This is a genomic window from Streptomyces sp. BK340 (assembly GCF_007827595.1).
Lineage (GTDB): Bacteria > Actinomycetota > Actinomycetes > Streptomycetales > Streptomycetaceae > Streptomyces.
In genome coordinates this window covers 46,150-62,810 of the sequence record NZ_VISR01000022.1, presented here as the reverse complement: position 1 = coordinate 62,810, position 16,661 = coordinate 46,150, and the positions used below count along the sequence as shown (strand labels likewise).

The following is a 16,661-nucleotide window of genomic DNA, read 5'->3' as shown; positions in this document are numbered from 1 at the left end:
ACTCCTTCTGGTGGTCGATGAGTTCACCGGACGGGACGGCCGGTGGTGCGCTCGCCGAGGGTCAGTACGGTGCCGGCGAGCACGGCCATGGCGGCGGCGATGACGCCGAACAGGGCACCCGGGCCGTGCGCCTCCAGGACCGGCAGCAGCGCGAACGGCAGTGCGGCGGCGCTGAGTTTGGACAGCGAGTAGGCGGCTCCGGAGGCGGTGGCCCGGATCGCGGTGGGGTACTGCTCGGACAGGTACACGTGCGAGACGCTGGAGAAGACGTTGCTGCACAGGGTGTAGGCGAAGCCGCAGGTGACGATCAGCGCGGCCGAGCCGGCGTAGGCGAAGCCGAGTCCGGCGAGGACCATCGCGCCCGCCGACAGCGCGATCAGGGTTCGCCGCTCGACGCGGTCCACGACGGGCAGGGCGAGCGCGGAGCCCACCGGGTAGCCGAGGAAGGACAGCGCCGTGAAGCCGAGGCCGGCGACGACGCCGTAGCCCTTGGCGGCGACGATCTGCGGGGCGAGCGTGCCGAAGCCGTAGTAGCCGACGACCGACAGCACACAGAACAGCCAGAGGACGAGGGTGCGGCGGAGCATGCCGGGGCGCAGGACGTCGCGCAGCCGGGAGTGGTCCACGGCCTCCTCGGGCTCCGGCCCGGGCGTCTCCAGCGGCAGTCCGCGGCCCGCCGCCTCCGCCTCCATGCGGGCCACCAGCCGCTCGGCCTCCGCCGTCCGGCCGGTCGCGGCCAGCCAGCGCGGGGACTCGATCAGCTGCCGGCGCAGCACCCACACCGCGGCGGAGCCCAGCGCGCCGAGCACGAACAGCCAGCGCCAGCCGGCCACGCCCAGCGGGGTCAGCGGCACCAGCCACAGCGCGGCGAAGCCCACGGCGGGCACTCCGCAGAAGGCGAGGGTGTAGGCCCAGGCGATGAACCGGCCGCGCTTCTTCGCGGGCAGCACGTCGGCCAGGTAGCAGTCGGACAGGGCCTGTTCGGCGCCGATGCCGATCCCCGCGAGGAAGCGGGTGACGATCAGCCACGTGGCGTTCGGGGAGAAGGCGCCGAGCAGCGAGAACACCGAGTAGATGGCGAGGTTGACGAGGAAGGCCCGGCGCCGGCCGAACCGGTCGGCGATCCTGCCGAGCGTCAGGGAACCGATGAACTGGCCGACGAACACGGAGGCCAGGACGAGTTTGAGCGAGGTGGCGCCGAAGCCGAAGTCGCCCTGCAGCACCTTGCCGATGGTGCCCGACAGGTTGTTCTCGAAGGTGTCGAAGAACAGGCCGACGCCGATGACCGCGGTGAGTCTGCGGTGCAGGGGAGTGATCGGCATGCGGTCCAGGCGGACCCCGATCGGGGCGGGAGCGGTGACTCCGCCCGCCGCGGCGGTGGTCTGGGACATGGGGCTGGCTCCTTTGGGGACTCCTTGCGAACGCCCCCGTCGCTCCTGGGAAGGAACCGCCCGGGCCACCGGCGGGCCCGGGCGTGCGGCCCGGGGGCCGGGATGTGGGGGGGGTGTGGGGGAAGTGGCGGTGTGAACAAGCGGGACGGGGGATGTCAGGCCGCTTCTTCCATGGCCCGGCGTCGCAGCTGCTCCTCCACGTCACCGCGTCGCACGGGTGCGCTGACCTCGTGCAGGTAGGCGGCGACCTCGCGGTACGAGGCCCAGAACCCGACCTCGTGGTACGGCACCCCGCGCTCGGCGCAGTACTCCATGGTCAGCTCCCGGGCGCGGCCGAGGTTCTTCTGCGGCATGGCCGGGAACAGGTGGTGCTCGACCTGGTAGTTGAGGCCGCCGTAGAGGAAGTCGACCAGCTTGTTGGGGCGGATGTTGCGGGAGGTGAGGACCTGGCGCTCCAGCCAGTCCAGGGTCTCCTCCTCGCCGTCGCGGACGTCCATGCCCTTGTGGTTCGGGGCGAAGATCATCCCGAAGTAGACGCCGAGGGCTGCGTGCTGGACCAGGATGAAGGCGACCGCGAGGCCCGGGGACAGGACGGTGAAGACGAGACCGAGGTAGACGGCGGCGCGCAGCAGGATCAGGAAGGTCTCCAGGGCGGGCCGCTTGGTCTTGCCCTGGACGATCGACAGGACCGCGGTCTTCAGCATCTTGAAGCCCTCGAGCACCAGCAGCACGAAGAACAGCACGCTCTGGTAGCGCACGACGAACTTCTGGGTGCCCTTGCGGCTCGGGTACTGCTTGATGTCGAAGATGGCGGTGCGCCGGCCGATGTCCGGGTCCATGTCGAGGTGGTTGGGGTTGCTGTGGTGCCGGTTGTGGTGGTTGACCCACCAGCCGTAGCTGACCCCGTTGACCAGGTTGGCGTGGACGTAGCCGACCGCGGAGGCGGCCTTCTTGCTGCGGAACATCGCCTTGTGGCCGGCGTCGTGCCACATGAACGCCGACTGGCCGCCGCACAGGCCCATCCACAGGGCCGTGACCAGCTGCCACCAGGAGTCGCCCAGCTCGAAGAAGGCGGCGAACCCGATCAGCAGCAGGGTGGTGTTGAGGGCCAGCTTGCCCACGTAGTAGCGGGGGTCGAGGTCGAGGAGGCCCTCGGCCTTGACCCGTTTGAGCAGCTCGGCGAAGGTCGCCGAGGCGCCGGTGCGCTGCCCGGCACCGGCGCCTCCACCGGCGGCGATTGCCCCGGCTTCTTGTATGTGCGGACGCTGCATGCGTAGCTCTCCTTGGGAGAAGTGCCCGGATCGGGCGGCGGCGCCGCTGCCCCGCGGACCTGCGGGCGCCGCGAGTCGACAAGGCTCCCGCGTGCGGTCACCGTCGCGGGCGGGGGTGCCCGCCCGACGGACCCGGGCGACGGGGGCACAGTGCGGTGCTCCCGGGCCCGGACCGCCGGGCGAACGTGTGTCCAGCGTTCCGTGGAGCGCTGATGTGGCACTGATGTCCCTCTGATCGGACGTGCCGTGCCGGGTTCAGGCAGCCGCCCCGGTGTTCAGCCGCTCGTCCAGGGCGCGGACGACCGCGTCGGCGGCCTCGGCGACCTCCTGGTCGTCGGGGGCCCCGATGACGGCCATCAGCTGCTCGACCATGGCGTGCTGGAGTTCCTCGGTGGACTGGCTCATGTCGTGGTCTCCTCGGGTGGATGGCAGGTCAGAAGGCGTTGCAGGCACGGAAGATGTGCGCGAAGCCGGGCAGCGAGGCCTGCGGCCCGTCGAAGGCGACGTACTCGGGAATCAGCACGTCGGGGGCCCACTTCTGCTTGTACGACAGCTGCGTCTGCGCCGGGTACAGCGCCGCGCCCTCGGCCCACAGGGCGTGCATCAGCCACTGGAACGCGGGGCTGTGGCCGTCGAGTTCGTGGCTCGCGTCCAGGCCGGTGAACGGCGTGAACCCGAAGTGCAGCCACTCGACGCCCTCGGCCCGGAACACCTCGATGGCGTGCGCGTTGATGGCCTCCATCAGGCCCGGGGAGCCCTCGGGGACACGGCGGCTGAGGTCGTGCATCCAGCCGGCCCGGCTGCCGTAGACCGGCGAGTACGAGATGTAGGCGACCGGGGCGCCGTCGATGGTGCCGGTGAAGAGCCGCCGGTGCGCCTGGGCCGGGCCGCCGATCTGGCCGACGAGGAACTCCAGTTGCTGGGCGCCGCCCTTGGAGCCGAGCCAGGCCTGGTCGATGGCCGTGATGGCGTCCTGCACGCCGGCCGCGTCGACCTCCTGGATCTGCAGGCCGTTGCGGTGGGCGCGGGAGATCTTGTTGCGCAGCTGCATGAACTTGGTGCCGCGCAGGGTGAACTCGGGGAGGCTCACCGCCCAGGAGGCGCCGACCTGGTTGACGGTGAAGCCGAGCCCGGCATAGCGCTCGGCGTCGGCGCGCTGGAGCTGGACGCCGACGAGGCTGAGACCCTCGTCGCGGACGTGCTTCCGGAAGGCCTCCAGGAGGGTGCCGTAGTCCTGCTCGGCGGCGAAGGGGCCGCCGAACTGCACGGCGTGGCGGCCGGTGCGGCGGTAGACGACGACACCGTCCGCGTCCGGGACGGTGAAGACACTGTTTCCGCTGTTGAGCGTCAGGAACGAACTCGGGTTCTCGCTTGCCGTGTGGGCGCGTATCGCCGCGAGAATCTGGGTGTCCGTGCTGGTTTCGGTGGTGGTCGCGGTCATTCCCGTACCCCTTTCGGGAGTGTTTTCCATCGAAGGGAGTACAGCACCGAGAGGACGCCCCGGAAAAGGGCCACAAGGAATTCATTACCGGCGTCAGAAGCGTGTCAGCATTCCGTCAGCGAGTGGTGCCACTGTGGCTGCAGACCGGAATTCCGTACGCGGTGACCACGAATTCACCAGTCGATGCACGGAACGAACTTTTCCCACCCGGTGCTGCGCCGATGGCGGCTCGGCACCGGTCCCCCAGGACCGCCGGCCGCCCCCCGTCCCGGCGGAGCAACCGCCCCGGCGGGCCGTCCAGGAAGCAGACGCCCGCCGGGGCGCGGCGCGTTCGGCCGCCCTGTCTCTCACCGCAGCACGACCCCGTAAAGAAACACCTTCGCCAGGAATTTTCACCAAGGGGGAAGACATGCTGAGGTTCTCCATTCTCGGGGCACTGCAGATACTCACCGCATTCGGCCCGGCGGACATCTCCGGCGATCTGCAGCGCACCCTCGTGCAGACGCTGCTGGTCAGCGAGGGCCAGCCGGTGTCCGGGGAGAGCCTGGCCGAGGAGATGTGGGGGGACGCCGTCCCCGACAACCAGGCCAACGCGCTCCAGGCCCATGTCAGCCGGTTACGCCGCAGGCTCCGTGATCTGGAGCCGGACCGGCCGGCCTCCCGGGTGACGATGCACCCGTCCGGATACCGGCTCGGCATCGGCGAGGGCGAGCTGGACGCGGCCGAGTTCATCAGGGCGGTGCGGCTGGCCGAGTCCGCCGTGCCGGACGACGCGGCCCGCACCGCACGGCTGCTGGGTGACGCGCTCGGGATGTGGCGCGGACCCGTCTTCGGCGGGTTCGCCGGCGGGACGCTGTGCCAGCTGGCCGGTACGCGGTACGAGGAGTACCGGATGCGGGCCATGGAGCTGCGCTTCGACGCCGAGCTGCGGCTGGGCCGGCATGCCGCCGTGCTCGCGGAGCTGACCGAGGCGCACACCAACCACCCCTTGCGGGAACGCTTCTGCGAGCAGCTGATGATCGCCCTGTACGGCTCGGGCCGGCAGGCCGACGCCCTGGACGTCTTCCGCCGGATGCGCCGCCACCTCGACGACGAACTCGGCATCCAGCCATCCCCCGCCCTGCGCCGGGTGGAGAGCGCGATCCTCTCCCACGACCCCGCGCTGACCGGCGATCTGCGCCTGCAGCCGGCTTGAGGACCGGCCGGCTCGAGGGAGGTGCGAGTCGGACCGCGTAAGCAGTGCGTCAGTCACCGGTCAGTCCGCCTTGGCACGCTCGACGGGCAAGTGGAATCAGACCCCCTACCTTCGGAGGCCCCATGACCACGAGCCAGACCCCGGCACACGCGGCGACGCATACGCCGACCCGTGTCGCCGCGGCGCGCCCGTTACGGACCTTCCTCGCGCTGGACGCGGCCGTGACCGCCGCCAACGGCCTGATCTACCTGCTCGCCGCGGGACCGGTGGGCGATCTGCTCGGCCTCGACGCCGGGTTCCTGCGGGGCATCGGCGTGTTCCTCACGGTGTACGGCGGCCTCGTGGCGCTGCTGGCGAGCCGTCCGGTGCCGAGCACGGCCGCCACCAAGGCGGTCATCGAAGCCAACGCGCTGTGGGCGGTGGCGTCCGTCGCCACCGCGGTGTTCGGCTGGTTCGGCCCGAACACCGTCGGCACGGTGTGGACCGTGCTGCAGGCAGCGGTGGTGGGGGCGTTCGCCGCGCTCCAGTCGAGCGGGCTGCGCCGGCTCGGTAACTGACGTTCCGTCACTTCAGGGAAGCAGGGGGAGACATGAGGTCCCACGTCGAGGAACTGGCCGGCATACGCGAGAGCGTCCTCGCCGGCCCCGGTGAGAAGGCGACCGCCGCCCAGAAGGCCAAGGGCAAGCTCACCGTGCGCGAACGGATCGGTCTGCTCCTCGACGAGGGCTCCTTCCAGGAGGTCGAACCGCTGCGCCGGCACCGGGCGACCGGTTTCGGTCTGGAGGCGAAGAAGCCGTACACCGACGGTGTCGTCACCGGCTGGGGCACGGTCGAGGGCCGCACGGTCTTCGTGTACGCCCATGACTTCCGGATCTTCGGCGGTGCGCTGGGCGAGGCCCACGCCGCCAAGATCCACAAGATCATGGACATGGCCCTCGCGGCGGGCGCGCCCCTGGTCTCCCTGAACGACGGCGCGGGCGCCCGCATCCAGGAGGGCGTCACCGCCCTCGCGGGCTACGGCGGCATCTTCCGGCGCAACACGGCGGCGTCCGGGGTCATCCCGCAGATCAGCGTGATGCTCGGCCCGTGCGCCGGAGGTGCCGCCTACAGCCCCGCGCTCACCGACTTCGTGTTCATGGTCCGCGAGACGTCCCAGATGTTCATCACGGGACCGGACGTGGTCAAGGCGGTCACCGGCGAGGAGATCACCCAGAACGGCCTCGGCGGTGCCGACGTGCACGCGGAGACCAGCGGGGTGTGCCACTTCGCGTACGACGACGAGGAGACCTGCCTGGAGGAGGTCCGCTACCTGCTGTCCCTCCTCCCCCGCAACAACCGCGAGAACCCGCCCGCCGTGCCGTGCGACGACCCGGCCGACCGCCGCTGCGAGACGCTGACCGACCTGGTACCGGTCGACGGCAACCGGCCGTACGACATGGCCGCGGTCATCGAGGAGATCGTCGACGACGGTGAGTACCTGGAGGTCCACCAGCGCTGGGCGCGGAACATCATCTGCGCGCTGGCCCGGCTGGACGGCCAGGTCGTCGGGATCGTCGCCAACCAGCCGCAGAGCCTGGCCGGCGTCCTGGACATCGAGGCGTCCGAGAAGGCGGCCCGCTTCGTGCAGATGTGCGACGCCTTCAGCATCCCGATCGTCACCCTGCTCGACGTGCCGGGCTTCCTGCCGGGCGTCGGCCAGGAGCACGGCGGCATCATCCGGCACGGAGCGAAGCTGCTCTACGCCTACTGCGACGCGACCGTGCCCCGCATCTCCCTGATCCTGCGCAAGGCCTACGGCGGCGCCTACATCGTCATGGACTCCCAGTCGATCGGCGCCGACCTCACCTACGCCTGGCCCACCAACGAGATCGCCGTGATGGGCGCGGAGGGTGCCGCCAACGTCATCTTCCGCCGCCAGATCGCCGAGGCCGACGACCCCGAGGCCAAGCGTGCCGAGCTGGTCAAGGAGTACAAGGCCGAGCTGATGCACCCGTACTACGCGGCCGAGCGCGGCCTGGTGGACGACGTCATCGACCCGGCCGACACCCGCCGTGTCCTCATCGGCGCGCTGGCGATGCTGCGTACCAAGCACGCCGAGCGCCCCGCCCGCAAGCACGGCAACCCCCCTCAGTGACGGAGGTCCCCATGTCCGTGTCCCTCACAGCCCCCATCCGCGTCGAGAAGGGCGAGGCCACCCAGGAGGAGCTGGCCGCCCTCGCGGTGCTGCTGCTCAGCCGCACCGCCCTGGCCGGCTCCGGCGCCGAGCCCTCCTCGCCGGGCACCACGTCCTGGCGCCCGCACGCCTTCCACGCCCCCCACAGCTGGCAGCGCTCCTGACGACCGCTGCCACGCCGAGCGGCCCGGCACCCGTCAGGCGGGTGTGCCGGGCCGCTCGGCGCGGGCGTCACTCCTGGACGAGGGTGACGTCCTGCTCCTGGACCGCGTGGAAGACCGGCAGCGGCACGATGCCCGAGGACCGCAGCTCCATGACGGTGGCCTCCACATGGGCCGCGCCGGGGACGAGCGAGCCGGCCGAGACCTTGCCGGAGTTCTGCCAGGGGTGCTCGGCGCCGTCGCACAGGGCGCCGCTGCCGCCGATGCCGTGCCGGAGCCGGGAGTCGCCCTGGCTGACCGAGGAACTGACGAAGACCGGGCCGGTGTTGCCGGTGCACCGATAGGTGCCCGAAAGGGTGACGGTGCCGTCGGCGGCGATCCGGCCGGTGGGGGCGACGGTGACACTCTCGCCCGCGTCGGCGGCGGCCGGGCCGACGGCGGCGCACAGCAGCGCGGCTGCGCCGAGGGCGGCGGCCAGGGCGGGGCGTACGAGCATGGGATACCTCCCGGTTCCGTGGGGTGGGGGCCTCCACTGGTACCGGGCGACCGTGCCGCCGGGCGTGATCGTCACCCCTTCGGTGGCGCGTCATGGAAGCGTCCGGGAGTTGTCCGCATGTTGTCACGCTTCACGGCGGCCGGTTCCGGTCCGTTCACGGCGGGAGCATGGTCTGTGCATGGCGGGTGACGGCCGACCCGGCCCGCCCCCTCACATCCGATGTGGAGGTGCGCCATGTGCTCCTGTGAAATCTCGTGCGCCGCGTCCGGCCCCGGCACCCCGCACACCGTGTCCGCCCACCCGGAACAGGGCTGGGCCCTGCTCTGCGACGGCTCGATCCGCTTCGACGACAGCGGGGAGCTGCTCCCGGACGGCAGCGTGGTCCCGCCCCGCCGGGTGCCCGCCGACCGGCTGGCCGTGGCGGCCTGACCGGCTACGGCAGCACCGCGAACCCGTCCAGCTCCACCAGCGCCTGCTCGTCCCACAGCCGTACGACCTCCACGACCGCCATCGCCGGATAGGCCCGGCCCGCCAACCGGTGCCAGATGCGGCCCAGTTGGCGGGCATGGGTGCGGTAGGCGGCGACGTCGGTGGCGTACACGGTGACGCGGGCGAGGTCGGCGGGGGTGCCGCCGGACGCGTCGAGGGCGGTGAGGAGGTTCGCGAGCGCCTTCTCGAACTGCTCGGGGAGCGTGGCTCCGGTGACCTTGCCGTCGCTGTCGAGGGCGGTCTGGCCGGCCAGGAACACCACGCGGGAGCCGGCGGCGACGACGGCGTGCGAGAAGCCCGTGGGCGGGGAAAGCTCGGGCGGGTTGATGCGCTCGGTCGTCACGGACGGCCCTCCCGGGTGGCGGTGGCGTACAACTCCTTGGCGATGATGCCTCGTTGGACCTCGCTCGCGCCCTCGTAGATCCGTGGGGCGCGCACCTCGCGGTAGAGGTGTTCGAGCAGATGGCCCCGCTCCAGCGCCCGCGCTCCGTGCAGCTGGACGGCCGCGTCGACGACGTACTGCGCGGTCTCGGTGGCCAGCAGCTTCGCCATCGCGGCCCGCTTGGGCACGTCCGGGGCCGCCTCGTCGTACGCCGTCGCCGCCGCGTACACCATCAGCCGGGCCGCGTCCGTGCGCAGGGCCATCTCGGCGACCTGGTGGGCGACGGACTGAAGGTCCATCAGCTTGCCGCCGAAGGCGTCCCGCCGGGCGGTGTGGGCGAGCGTCGCGTCGAGCGCCGCCTGGGCCATGCCGACGGCGAAGGCGCCGACGCTCGGCCGGAACAGGTTGAGCGTGCCCATCGCGACCCGGAAACCGCGGTCGGCCTCCCCGAGCACATCGTCCTCGGTCACCGGGACGGCGTCGAAGTCGAGGCTGCCGATGGGGTGCGGGGAGAGCATCCGAAGGGCGGAGCCGGTCAGGCCGGGCCGGTCGGCGGGGACGAGGAAAGCGGTGACGCCGCGGGCGCCGGCATCGGGGGTGGTCCGCGCGAAGACCGTGTAGAAGTCGGCCTCGGGGGCGTTGGAGATCCAGCACTTGCGTCCGGTCAGCCGCCAGCGCCCGGCCCCGTCCGGATCCGCCCGCAGCGCCAGCGCCGCCGCGTCAGAACCGGCCCCCGGCTCGCTGAGCGCGAACGCGGCCACCGCGGTGCCCTCGGTCACACCGGGCAGCCAGCGCTCCCGCTGGGCGGGGGTGCCGTGGGCGTGGACGGGGTGGGCGCCCAGGCCCTGCAGGGCGAGGGCGGTCTCGGCCTCCGTGCAGCCGTAGGCCAGGGACTCCCGCATCAGACAGAGGTCGAGGGCGCCGGAGGCGAAGAGCCGGGCCAGTAGGCCCAGCCGGCCGAGTTCCGCGACCAGTGGCCGGTCGACCCGGCCCGGCTCGGCCTTCTCGGCGAACGGGCGCAGCCGTTCGGCGGCCAGGGTGCGCAGCTCTGCACACCAGGCGAGCTGTTCCGGTGCGAGTGAGAATGCAGGCATCGCCGGTCCCCTCTCCCGTGCTGTCACCCGACCGTATCGCGCTCCATTGACTGTCGTCACCAACACGATACGCTCCTTGTGCTGGGGCCAGACGCCGCGCGGCAGGCGGGAATCGTCTGACAGGCCCCATGGCCACCACGAGCCCACCAGGCAAGGGGGCGCCATGCATCTCTCGGCCCACGTCGACACCTTCGCCCGCGACCACCTCCCGCCGCCGGACGAGTGGCCCGACCTGTGTTTCGAGCTGCCGGAGCTGAGCTACCCCGAACGGCTGAACTGCGCCGTCGAGCTGCTCGAACACGCCGACCCGGCCCGCCCGGTCTTCCACACCCCGGCCGGCCCCAGCTGGACCTACGGCGACCTGCGCGCCCGGGTCGACCGCATCGCCCACGTCCTCACCGGCGAGCTCGGCGTCGTACCGGGCAACCGGGTCCTGCTGCGCGGCCCCACCACCCCCTGGCTGGCCGCCTGCTGGCTGGCCGTGCTCAAGGCGGGCGCCGTCGCGGTCACCGTCCTGGCCCAGCAGCGCGCGCACGAGCTGGCCACGGTGTGCGAGATCGCCGAGGTCCGGCACGCGCTGTGCGACATCCGGGCCCTGGACGACCTGGCGAAGGCCGAGGTGCCGGGCCTGCGCATCACCGCGTACGGCGGTGACGCGGCCGACGACCTGCTGCACCGCCCGGCGCCCGGCACCCCCTACCCTGCGGTCGACACCGCCTCCGACGACGTGGCCCTGATCGCGTTCACCTCAGGCACCACGGGTCGCCCGAAAGGGTGCATGCACTTCCACCGGGATGTGCTGGCCATAGCCGACACCTTCTCCAGACATGTGCTGCGCCCCCACGCGGACGACGTCTTCACCGGCAGTCCCCCGCTCGGCTTCACCTTCGGCCTGGGCGGACTGGTGATCTTCCCGATGCGGGCCGGCGCCAGCTCCCTGCTCCTCGAACAGGCAGGCCCCCGCCAGCTGCTGCCCGCGATCGCCGAGCACCGGGTCTCGGTCCTGTTCACCGCGCCGACCGCCTACCGGGCGATGCTCGACGACCTGGCCGGGTACGACACCTCGTCCCTGCGGCGCTGTGTGTCGGCCGGCGAGAACCTGCCGGCGGCCACCTGGCGCGCCTGGCAGGAGCGCACCGGGCTGCGCATCATCAACGGCATCGGCGCCACCGAGCTGCTGCACATCTTCATCTCCGCGGCCGACGAGCGGGTCCGGCCCGGCACGACGGGCGTCCCGGTGCCGGGCTGGCAGGCACGTGTCCAGGACGCCGACGGGAAGCCGGTGCCCGACGGCGAGCCGGGCCTGCTCGCGGTCCGCGGCCCGGTCGGCTGCCGCTACCTCCGCGACCCACGGCAGCGGGAGTACGTACGCGGCGGCTGGAACGTCACCGGCGACACCTACGTCCGCGGGAGCGACGGCTACTTCAGCTACGTGGCCCGCGCCGACGACATGATCATCTCCGCCGGATACAACATCGCCGGACCGGAGGTGGAGGACGCGCTGCTGCGCCACCCGGACGTGGTCGAGACGGCGGTCGTCGGCCGCCCCGACGAGGCGCGCGGCCAGGTGGCCGTCGCCTACACGGTGCTGCGGGACGGAGTGCGGCCGGACCCGGAGGCCCTCCGCACCTTCCTCAAGTCCGAACTGGCGCCCTACAAATGCCCGCGCGAGTTCGTCTTCCTCGACGCGCTGCCCCGCACGGCCACCGGCAAGCTGCAGCGGTTCCGGCTGCGCACCAAAGGTGACCAGCACTGATGCCGAAGACTTAAAATGATCAACGTGTCCGAGCAGCACGCCCCCAGGTCCCTCATCGTCACGCTCTACGGCGCGTACGGCCGCTTCATGCCCGGCCCCCTGCCCGTCGCCGAGCTGATCCGGCTCCTGGCCGCGGTCGGGGTGGACGCCCCCTCCGTGCGCTCCTCGGTGTCCCGGCTCAAGCGCCGCGGCCTGCTGGTGCCGGCCCGCACGGAGGCCGGCGCGGCGGGGTACGAGCTGTCCGCGGAGGCGCGCCAGCTGCTGGAGGACGGCGACCGCCGCATCTACGCGACCGCGCCCCCCGAGGACGAGGGCTGGGTCCTGGCGGTCTTCTCCGTCCCCGAGTCGGAGCGGCAGAAGCGGCACGTCCTGCGCTCGCGGCTGGCCGGCCTGGGCTTCGGCACGGCGGCCCCAGGGGTGTGGATCGCCCCCGCCCGCCTGTACGAGGAGACGCGGCACACCCTGCGCCGGCTCCGCCTCGACCCGTACGTCGACTTCTTCCGCGGCGAGCACCTCGGCTTCGCACCCACCCCCGAGGCCGTCACCCGCTGGTGGGACCTCGCGGCGATCGCCAAGGAACACGAGCGCTTCCTGGACGCCCACGCGCCCGTCCTGCGCGCCTGGGAGCACCGCACGGACACCCCGCCCGAGGAGGCCTACCGCGACTACCTCCTGGCCCTCGACTCCTGGCGCCACCTCCCCTACACCGACCCCGGCCTCCCCACCCACCTCCTCCCGACCGACTGGCCGGGCGTCCGTTCGGCAGAGGTGTTCCGGGGGTTGCACGAGCGGCTGCGGGACGCCGGGGCGGAGTTCGTGGGGGCGGGGTGAACGGCCGGCGGTTCCGAGGATGTGACCGGTGGCTCAGAACCGGCGCAGCCGCATCGCGATGCCGTGCCCGACCGCGAGGTAGATCACCGCGGGCAGACCGTAGTCGAGCAGGACCCGGAGGCTCTCCGTGTCCATGGTGAAGATGTCCTGCGACCACCAGGCCAGCGAGTCGGCCACGTCCTCGACGAACCCCACGAAGACGTTCGCGTGATTGGCCTCCAGCAGGTACAGCAGGATCCACAGCCCCAGGAACGCCGCCGCGACGTCGGCGATCGTGTGGATGACCAGCGCGGTGCGCCGGGTGCCCGAACCGTCCGGACGGCGCTGCCGAGCGGGCGCGGCGCGCTGCACCGCGGGTCCCGGGTACGGCGGGCCCGGGTCCGGAGAGGGGCCGTAGCCGTATCCGGGTGGCGGCTCGGGCAACGGCCTGGTGTCAGTCATCTCAGTCTCGATCCCTGTGATTCTTCCGAATGACTCGAAAGAACCTAGGCAGCCGTCGATAACAGGCCGGTTCAGGAACCGTGCGAATCGCGTGGAAGGCGTGTGACCGTACTGAGCGACAGGCGCGGCTTGGGGGCGTCCGTGCGGCCGGTCTGGGGGCGGCGGCTGCCCGCCCGGTAGGGCGCGGGCCAGGCGACGCCGGGACCCTCGTAGCCCTGCTCGGCGGCCGCGTGCAGGGTCCAGTGCGGGTCGTACAGGTGCGGCCGGGCCAGCGCGCACAGGTCCGTACGCCCGGCCAGGATCAGGGAGTTCACGTCGTCCCAGGAGGAGATCGCGCCGACCGCGATCACCGGGACGCCGGCCTCGTGCCGGATGCGGTCGGCGAACGGCGTCTGGTACGACCGCCCGTACTCCGGCCGCTCCTCGGCCACCACCTGCCCCGTCGACACGTCGATCGCGTCGGCGCCGCGCGCGGCGAAGGCCCGGGCGATCTCGACCGCGTCCTCGGCGGTGGTGCCGCCCTCGGCCCAGTCCGTGGCCGAGATGCGGACGGTCAGGGGCTTCTCTTCCGGCCATACCGCGCGTACGGCGTCGAACACCTCGAGCGGGAACCTCAGGCGCTTCTCCAGCGAGCCGCCGTAGCCGTCGGTGCGCCGGTTGGTGAGCGGGGAGAGGAAGCCGGAGAGCAGGTAGCCGTGCGCGCAGTGCAGTTCGAGCAGGTCGAAGCCGGCCCGGGCGGCCCGCCAGGCGGATGCGGCGAACTGCTCCCGGATGTCGGTGAGCTGGGCCCGGGAGAGCTCGCGCGGGGTCTGGCTGCCCGGCTTGTACGGCAGCGGGGAGGCGGCCGTCAGCGGCCAGTTCCCGTCGGGCAGCGGCTCGTCCATGCCCTCCCACATCAGCTTCGTCGAGCCCTTGCGGCCGGAGTGCCCGAGCTGCACCCCGATCGCCGTTCCCGGTGCCTGGGCGTGCACGAAGTCGGTGATCCGCTTCCAGGCCTCCGCCTGGCGGCCGGTGTAGAGGCCGGTGCAGCCCGGGGTGATCCGGCCCTCCTCGCTGACGCACACCATCTCGGTCATCACCAGACCGGCCCCGCCGAGGGCACGGGCGCCGAGGTGGACCAGGTGGAAGTCGCCGGGGACGCCGTCGACCGCGGAGTACATGTCCATCGGGGACACGACGACCCGGTTGCGCAGGGTCAGGCCGCGCAGCCGGAACGGGGTGAACATCGGGGGCGTGCCGGACGGGCACCCGAACTCGCGCTCGACGGACTCGGTGAAGCGGGCGTCGCGCAGCCGCAGGTTGTCGTGGGTGACGCGGCGGCTGCGGGTGAGGAGGTTGAAGGCGAACTGGCGGGGCGGCTGGTCGAGATGACGCCGCACGTTCTCGAACCACTCCAGGCTCGCCCGGGCGGCCCGCTGGGTGGAGGCGACGACGGGCTTGCGCTCCTCCTCGTAGGCCGCGAGCGCCCGTGGCACGTCGGGCTGTTCCTCCAGGCAGGCCGCGAGGGCCAGAGCGTCCTCCACCGCGAGCTTGGTGCCGGAGCCGATCGAGAAGTGGGCGGTGTGGGCCGCGTCCCCGAGGAGGACGACGTTGCCGTGCGACCAGCGGTCGTTGACCACCGTACGGAAGGTGGTCCAGGCGGAGTTGTTGGAGCGCAGCGGCCTGCCGCCGAGCGCGTCGGCGAAGATCTTGGCGCAGCGCTCGACGGACTCCTGCGGGGCGGCCTCGTCGAATCCCGCCGCCCGCCAGACCTCCTCGCGCATCTCGACGATCACCGTGGAGGCGTCGGCCGCAAACGGGTAGCCGTGCAGCTGCATCACGCCGTGCTCGGTCTCGGCGATCTCGAAGCGGAAGGCGTCGAAGGGGAAGTCCGCGGCGAGCCAGATGTAGCGGCAGCGGTGTTCGGTCACCTGGGGGCGGAACGCATGGGCGTAGGTCTGGCGGGTGGTGCTGTTGACTCCGTCGGCTGCGACGAGGAGGTCGTGGGTCGCCGAGAGCTGGTCGGGGCCGGGGGCCTCGGTGCGGAAGCGGATGTCCACGCCGAGGATGCGGCAGCGGTCGTGCAGGATTTCGAGGAGTCGTTTCCTGCCCAGTGCCGCGAAGCCGTGTCCCGAGGAGGTCTGGCGGGTGCCTCGGTGGACGATGTCGATGTCGTCCCAGCGGGTGAAGCTGCTCTGCAGGGCCGTGTAGACCGCCGGGTCGGCGTGTTCGATGCCGCCCAGGGTTTCGTCGGAGAGGACCACTCCGAAGCCGAAGGTCTCGTCGGGAGCGTTGCGTTCCCAGAGGGTGATCTCCCGGGTCGGGTCGAGTCGTTTCAGGAGCACTGCCGCGTACAGGCCGCCCGGTCCACCGCCGATGATCGCGATGCGCTGGGGATGGCTTGTGTCGTTCTGCGAGTGCGGGTGCGTTGTGGCTTGTCGCGCCCCGCGGCGGAGCCGCAGATCGACAGGGCCCCGCGCCCCTTCGTTCCTCGCGTCGGCTTCCATGGTCACCGTCCCTGCCACTTCGGCGGGCGCTTCTCCGTGAACGACGCGTGGAATTCCGCGTAGTCCTCGCCGTTCATCAGGAGGGCCTGGGTCGAGGCGTCCAGTTCGATCGATGCCGCCAGCGGCATGTCCAGCTCGGCCGTGAGCAGGGCCTTCGTCTGGGCGTAGGCCAGGGCGGGGCCGTCGGCGAGGCGGCGGGCCAGGGTGTGGGCCGCCGCGTCCGTGGCGCCCTCCTCGGTCAGTTCGCTGATCAGGCCGATGCGCTCAGCCTCGGGGGCGCGTACGGGCTCGCCCAGCATCAGCAGGCGGGTCGCGTGGCCGAGGCCGACGACGCGGGGCAGCAGGTAGGCCGCGCCCATGTCGCCGCCGGAGAGGCCGACGCGGGTGAAGAGGAAGGCGAAGCGGGCCGAGGGGTCCGCGACGCGGAAGTCGGCGGCGAGGGCCAGGACCGCGCCCGCGCCGGCGGCCACGCCGTGCACGGCGGCGATCACCGGGAACGGGCATTCGCGGATCGCCCTGACCACCTGCCCGGTCATCCGGTTGAAGTCGAGCAGCTGGGCGGTGTCCATGGAGAGGGTGGCGCCGATGATCTCGTCGACGTCGCCGCCGGAGCAGAAGCCACGCCCCTCGCCGGCCAGGACGAGGGCGCGGACCGACCGCTCCCGGCTCAGCTCGGCGAGCAGATCACGCAGGTCGGCGTAGGCGCCGAAGGTGAGGGCGTTGAGCTTGTCGGGGCGGGCCAGGGTGACGGTGGCGACCCCGTCGGCCAGCTGGACCCGCAGATGCTCCCAGTCCGAGGTGCGGGCGGCGGAGCCGGTGAAAGGACTCATGACGTGCGGCCTCCTAGGGGGGCGGTGCCTCACGTGGCGCTACCCGACGAAGTTAACACGTCTTTGTGACTGTCGTCATGAGGGCGCGACAGCGTGACCCGGGGCCGGCCCGGTCCCGTCACGCGCGTCACCGATCGTCCACAGCGTCGTAACAGTGGGCACAGCCGGGCGAGGCAGGGCGTCCAGCGGGGTAAGCCGCCCGGTACCGGGGCCGATGGTCCCGA

General features: G+C 72.0%; 17 protein-coding genes. 7 read left to right on the top strand and 10 right to left on the bottom strand.

The annotated features are described in order from the left end of the window. Positions 1–23: 23 nt before the first annotated feature. The 4 genes from FB157_RS31710 to FB157_RS31700 all read right to left on the bottom strand — a co-directional run bounded on the left by FB157_RS31710 (position 24) and on the right by FB157_RS31700 (position 4,103). Positions 24–1,391 (bottom strand): MFS transporter, encoded by a 1,368-nt coding sequence (locus FB157_RS31710; protein ID WP_145884100.1) that lies wholly within the window; start codon positions 1,389–1,391, stop codon positions 24–26. A gap of 155 nt (positions 1,392–1,546) precedes the next feature. Further along, the gene (locus FB157_RS31705) at positions 1,547–2,662 is read right to left on the bottom strand and encodes an acyl-CoA desaturase (RefSeq protein WP_145884099.1); all 1,116 of its coding nucleotides are present in this window, start codon (positions 2,660–2,662) and stop codon (positions 1,547–1,549) included. Positions 2,663–2,917: 255 nt separating this feature from the next. Beyond that, complete coding sequence (locus FB157_RS47610; RefSeq protein WP_186581782.1) at positions 2,918–3,067, bottom strand: hypothetical protein; 150 nt, start codon at positions 3,065–3,067, stop codon at positions 2,918–2,920. 28 nt (positions 3,068–3,095) lie between these two features. Beyond that, the gene (locus FB157_RS31700; protein ID WP_145884098.1) at positions 3,096–4,103 is read right to left on the bottom strand and encodes a DUF2156 domain-containing protein; all 1,008 of its coding nucleotides are present in this window, start codon (positions 4,101–4,103) and stop codon (positions 3,096–3,098) included. A 409-nt stretch (positions 4,104–4,512) separates the two neighbouring features. Between FB157_RS31700 and FB157_RS31695 the strand changes: the two genes are divergently transcribed. The 4 genes from FB157_RS31695 (at position 4,513) to FB157_RS31680 (ending at position 7,635) form a co-directional block, all read left to right on the top strand. After that, positions 4,513–5,298 (top strand): AfsR/SARP family transcriptional regulator, encoded by a 786-nt coding sequence (locus FB157_RS31695; RefSeq protein ID WP_145884097.1) that lies wholly within the window; start codon positions 4,513–4,515, stop codon positions 5,296–5,298. Positions 5,299–5,420: 122 nt separating this feature from the next. Further along, the gene (locus FB157_RS31690; protein ID WP_145884096.1) at positions 5,421–5,855 is read left to right on the top strand and encodes a hypothetical protein; all 435 of its coding nucleotides are present in this window, start codon (positions 5,421–5,423) and stop codon (positions 5,853–5,855) included. A 32-nt stretch (positions 5,856–5,887) separates the two neighbouring features. Further along, positions 5,888–7,432, top strand: coding sequence for an acyl-CoA carboxylase subunit beta (locus tag FB157_RS31685; RefSeq protein ID WP_145884095.1), 1,545 nt, complete (start codon positions 5,888–5,890; stop codon positions 7,430–7,432). Positions 7,433–7,443: 11 nt separating this feature from the next. Beyond that, entirely contained in the window at positions 7,444–7,635 is a 192-nt protein-coding gene (locus FB157_RS31680; protein WP_145884094.1) for an acyl-CoA carboxylase epsilon subunit, read from the top strand. A 67-nt stretch (positions 7,636–7,702) separates the two neighbouring features. Here the strand turns inward: FB157_RS31680 and FB157_RS31675 are convergent, their stop codons facing one another. Next, positions 7,703–8,128, bottom strand: a complete 426-nt coding sequence (locus FB157_RS31675; protein WP_145884093.1) for a DUF6299 family protein — start codon at positions 8,126–8,128, stop codon at positions 7,703–7,705. A 234-nt stretch (positions 8,129–8,362) separates the two neighbouring features. Here FB157_RS31675 and FB157_RS31670 point away from each other — a divergent pair, with 234 nt between their 5' ends. Continuing rightward, entirely contained in the window at positions 8,363–8,557 is a 195-nt protein-coding gene (locus FB157_RS31670) for a DUF5999 family protein (protein ID WP_145884092.1), read from the top strand. Positions 8,558–8,561: 4 nt separating this feature from the next. Here the strand turns inward: FB157_RS31670 and FB157_RS31665 are convergent, their stop codons facing one another. Together FB157_RS31665 and FB157_RS31660 are read right to left on the bottom strand one after the other, a co-directional pair. After that, positions 8,562–8,960 (bottom strand): RidA family protein, encoded by a 399-nt coding sequence (locus FB157_RS31665; protein WP_145884091.1) that lies wholly within the window; start codon positions 8,958–8,960, stop codon positions 8,562–8,564. Further along, positions 8,957–10,093: an acyl-CoA dehydrogenase family protein gene (locus FB157_RS31660; RefSeq protein ID WP_145884090.1), complete on the bottom strand. Its 1,137-nt coding sequence runs from the start codon at positions 10,091–10,093 to the stop codon at positions 8,957–8,959. Before FB157_RS31660 ends, FB157_RS31665 begins: the two co-directional genes overlap by 4 nt. Before the next feature lie 163 nt (positions 10,094–10,256). Between FB157_RS31660 and FB157_RS31655 the strand changes: the two genes are divergently transcribed. Next, on the top strand, positions 10,257–11,849 hold the full coding sequence (locus tag FB157_RS31655; RefSeq protein ID WP_145884089.1) for an AMP-binding protein: 1,593 nt from the start codon (positions 10,257–10,259) through the stop codon (positions 11,847–11,849). A 15-nt stretch (positions 11,850–11,864) separates the two neighbouring features. Beyond that, positions 11,865–12,680 (top strand): PaaX family transcriptional regulator C-terminal domain-containing protein, encoded by an 816-nt coding sequence (locus tag FB157_RS31650; protein ID WP_145884088.1) that lies wholly within the window; start codon positions 11,865–11,867, stop codon positions 12,678–12,680. A gap of 33 nt (positions 12,681–12,713) precedes the next feature. Here FB157_RS31650 and FB157_RS31645 read toward each other — a convergent pair whose 3' ends face one another. From FB157_RS31645 to FB157_RS31635, 3 genes are all read right to left on the bottom strand, one after another. After that, positions 12,714–13,121 (bottom strand): hypothetical protein, encoded by a 408-nt coding sequence (locus FB157_RS31645; RefSeq protein ID WP_261386664.1) that lies wholly within the window; start codon positions 13,119–13,121, stop codon positions 12,714–12,716. Positions 13,122–13,192: 71 nt separating this feature from the next. Further along, positions 13,193–15,607: a bifunctional salicylyl-CoA 5-hydroxylase/oxidoreductase gene (locus tag FB157_RS31640; RefSeq protein ID WP_145884087.1), complete on the bottom strand. Its 2,415-nt coding sequence runs from the start codon at positions 15,605–15,607 to the stop codon at positions 13,193–13,195. A 2-nt stretch (positions 15,608–15,609) separates the two neighbouring features. Next, on the bottom strand, positions 15,610–16,437 hold the full coding sequence (locus tag FB157_RS31635) for an enoyl-CoA hydratase family protein (RefSeq protein WP_145884086.1): 828 nt from the start codon (positions 16,435–16,437) through the stop codon (positions 15,610–15,612). Positions 16,438–16,661 lie beyond the last annotated feature (224 nt).

Bases quoted from the DNA above. Each gene is read 5' to 3' on its own strand.
- FB157_RS31710 (WP_145884100.1), bottom strand. From the start codon at position 1,391: ATGTCCCAGACCACCGCCGCGGCGGGCGGAGTCACCGCTCCCGCCCCG.
- FB157_RS31705 (WP_145884099.1), bottom strand. From the start codon at position 2,662: ATGCAGCGTCCGCACATACAAGAAGCCGGGGCAATCGCCGCCGGTGGA.
- FB157_RS47610 (WP_186581782.1), bottom strand. From the start codon at position 3,067: ATGAGCCAGTCCACCGAGGAACTCCAGCACGCCATGGTCGAGCAGCTG.
- FB157_RS31700 (WP_145884098.1), bottom strand. From the start codon at position 4,103: ATGACCGCGACCACCACCGAAACCAGCACGGACACCCAGATTCTCGCG.
- FB157_RS31695 (WP_145884097.1), top strand. From the start codon at position 4,513: ATGCTGAGGTTCTCCATTCTCGGGGCACTGCAGATACTCACCGCATTC.
- FB157_RS31690 (WP_145884096.1), top strand. From the start codon at position 5,421: ATGACCACGAGCCAGACCCCGGCACACGCGGCGACGCATACGCCGACC.
- FB157_RS31685 (WP_145884095.1), top strand. From the start codon at position 5,888: ATGAGGTCCCACGTCGAGGAACTGGCCGGCATACGCGAGAGCGTCCTC.
- FB157_RS31680 (WP_145884094.1), top strand. From the start codon at position 7,444: ATGTCCGTGTCCCTCACAGCCCCCATCCGCGTCGAGAAGGGCGAGGCC.
- FB157_RS31675 (WP_145884093.1), bottom strand. From the start codon at position 8,128: ATGCTCGTACGCCCCGCCCTGGCCGCCGCCCTCGGCGCAGCCGCGCTG.
- FB157_RS31670 (WP_145884092.1), top strand. From the start codon at position 8,363: ATGTGCTCCTGTGAAATCTCGTGCGCCGCGTCCGGCCCCGGCACCCCG.
- FB157_RS31660 (WP_145884090.1), bottom strand. From the start codon at position 10,093: ATGCCTGCATTCTCACTCGCACCGGAACAGCTCGCCTGGTGTGCAGAG.
- FB157_RS31655 (WP_145884089.1), top strand. From the start codon at position 10,257: ATGCATCTCTCGGCCCACGTCGACACCTTCGCCCGCGACCACCTCCCG.
- FB157_RS31650 (WP_145884088.1), top strand. From the start codon at position 11,865: ATGATCAACGTGTCCGAGCAGCACGCCCCCAGGTCCCTCATCGTCACG.
- FB157_RS31645 (WP_261386664.1), bottom strand. From the start codon at position 13,121: ATGACTGACACCAGGCCGTTGCCCGAGCCGCCACCCGGATACGGCTAC.
- FB157_RS31640 (WP_145884087.1), bottom strand. From the start codon at position 15,607: ATGGAAGCCGACGCGAGGAACGAAGGGGCGCGGGGCCCTGTCGATCTG.
- FB157_RS31635 (WP_145884086.1), bottom strand. From the start codon at position 16,437: ATGAGTCCTTTCACCGGCTCCGCCGCCCGCACCTCGGACTGGGAGCAT.